At 46.1% G+C, this 2,162-nt stretch carries 3 protein-coding genes; 1 reads left to right on the plus strand and 2 read right to left on the minus strand.

What is annotated here, in order from left to right; translation table 11 throughout:
* Nucleotides 1-213: 213 nt before the first annotated feature.
* Nucleotides 214-444: a hypothetical protein gene (locus AADEFJLK_RS23465; protein ID WP_103976014.1), complete on the plus strand. Its 231-nt coding sequence runs from the start codon at nucleotides 214-216 to the stop codon at nucleotides 442-444.
* A gap of 509 nt (nucleotides 445-953) precedes the next feature.
* Here AADEFJLK_RS23465 and AADEFJLK_RS23470 read toward each other — a convergent pair.
* On the minus strand, nucleotides 954-1,520 hold the full coding sequence (locus AADEFJLK_RS23470) for a PIN domain-containing protein (RefSeq protein ID WP_103976015.1): 567 nt from the start codon (nucleotides 1,518-1,520) through the stop codon (nucleotides 954-956).
* On the minus strand, nucleotides 1,520-1,975 hold the full coding sequence (locus tag AADEFJLK_RS23475) for a helix-turn-helix domain-containing protein (RefSeq protein WP_103976016.1): 456 nt from the start codon (nucleotides 1,973-1,975) through the stop codon (nucleotides 1,520-1,522). The genes AADEFJLK_RS23470 and AADEFJLK_RS23475 overlap by 1 nt, the downstream gene beginning before the upstream one ends.
* Between the last annotated feature and the right edge of the window lie 187 nt (nucleotides 1,976-2,162).

Here is a 2,162-nt window from a genome sequence, read left to right on the forward strand (position 1 = left end):
TCGGTCTTTGGTTTGAGACTTTAGCTGTCTCTCCAAAATAACAACGATTTAATAGCGTTTGTTCGGCAGGTTTAAGAGGTTCAAAATTATTCAGCGAACGTCCAAAGGCTTTTAATGGGGGTTTTTCCATGATTGAATTCCTATGTGTGCTTATATCAAATACTGTGATAGTACAACCACTGTCTGTATAAACGCGAATTATCTTAAGCTTGCATGAAATGGAGTGGTTTTGTAATTGAAAATTTGGCAAAGAATTTATTGCCAAGTAAGAAAATCAAAAATCAAACCGCCACCTTAGCCTGCTCTAAAACCTTCCTTGCTGTTATCAAGCCCGATCTGGTTTTTTTTCTGATTTCTTCAATTTCTGGACTGATTTGTACTGCTTCCGACAGTGTTTCAACGAATGCCTTTGGTTCCAGCGATTCACCAATTATCAGTAGCTAAGGGGCAATCATGGAACAACCAACCGAGCAAGTCAACGAAAAGGCAGTGCAGTTTATGCTGCTGTCCGTCGTCAATCTCCCGATCATATACCCCCAAAAAATTTGCCGAACTAATCGGCCTGTCCATCGGTATGGTGGCTGGCCTATATCGGCAAACCTGACAATGAAGCCCAATCTCACACATCACTAGCCAATACTGCAAGGCAGAACTTGACGAACTGATGGCCGCCGTGGAAAAGATAAGTTTCGTAAATCTCGCGTAGCAAAATGGCGGGCATAAAAAAACCGCTTGGCTAAAAGCTTTAAGCGGTTTTTTATTTGAATTTGAGGGTTGCATGTGATTCGAACGCATGACTATCGCATTAAAAGTGCATCCCCAACGGATTGAAGCAACCTAAAACTATAGTGTATGCCTTATATGCACAAGGTTTCAAGTTGTTTGGTTTTGTCTCGGTATCGTTTGGCTATTGCGCCTAGATTTACGCCTAGTTTCCCAGCCTGAAAACGGCCTTAAATTAGCTCAATGTAAGCCCTTAATGCCGATACCGTTTGGGGTAGCTGTTGTTTTTGCAATATCGCTAAAAACTCGTCTTTGGCTTTGGGCGGGTTTTTCAATGATTGCCGTTGCCGCTTGATCGCGCCGCAAGCCGTGGCGGGGGCTAAGTCAATCTGGCTATAAATGAATTCATCAGGGTGTATCGCCCCAATGCCGTATTTTGCCAAAATATCGCTGGGGAAGTCTTTTAGGTTGAAAGTGACAATCGCATCCGCGCCAGATTTAATGGCGGCGGCTAAAACATGCCTGTCATTGGGATCGGGCAAGACTAACGCTTCTATTAAGTCCTCATAACCGAACACCTTGGCATCACGCACACAGGTGTCCATTAGGTCGCGTGTCCGTTCTAAAACAGCCCTGTCGTATTGCTCCCGCCTCAATAAGGCCGTTATCCATTCTTCATGGATGTGGTCTGTCCACTGTGCTTTGAACAAATCCGTTAAGGCCAAGTGCATTAACAAATCCCTTAAAGGGGCGGGGTATAAGACGCAAGCATCATAAATTACCGAAAATTTCGCCATTATTCATAACCCATGCCCAGCTCTTGGGCTTGGGCGGTCAGCTCATGCAGGGCTTGCAGGCGGTCTGCATCAATGCCTTGTTTATAGGCAAACACATCTTTAGCCAACACCCGCCGATGTGTGCCGACTTTTCTAAAAGGGATTTTGCCTTGTTCGAGTAACGCGACCAAATGCGGGCGGCTGACGTTTAACAGCTCGGCGGTTTCTTGGGTGGATAATTCGGCATGTATCGGCATGACCGTTATGGCATTGCCTTTGGACATTTCCGTCAAGATGTCCAGCAACAGGTTAAGCGCGTAGCCGGGCAAGATCAAATCGTCCGATTCATGCGGTGGGTTGGCAATTTTTAAGTGTAGCCTGTCGTTATGGGCATACTTTGCCAAAGCCCGGCTGGTGATTTTGGCTTCTTCAGTTTCTTGTGGGGTAGGCAGGTGGGCAATGGTGGATGCTGGCATGTTGTTGTCTCGCATTTTTTGTGGGTTTATTCTGGTAACAGTATAAACGAAATAAACGAAACAAGGGGAGTCGCTATTTTTGCGAAAGATTGCTTCGGCATCCTTGCCGGTCAATCAGCAAAAATCACGCGACCGCTTATGCCTTCGGCTGCCCCAGCCGTCCTGGTCACTCGCTCGCCACCCAACA

Source organism: Methylovulum psychrotolerans (assembly GCF_002923755.1).
In the GTDB taxonomy this organism is placed as follows: Bacteria; Pseudomonadota; Gammaproteobacteria; order Methylococcales; family Methylomonadaceae; genus Methylovulum; species Methylovulum psychrotolerans.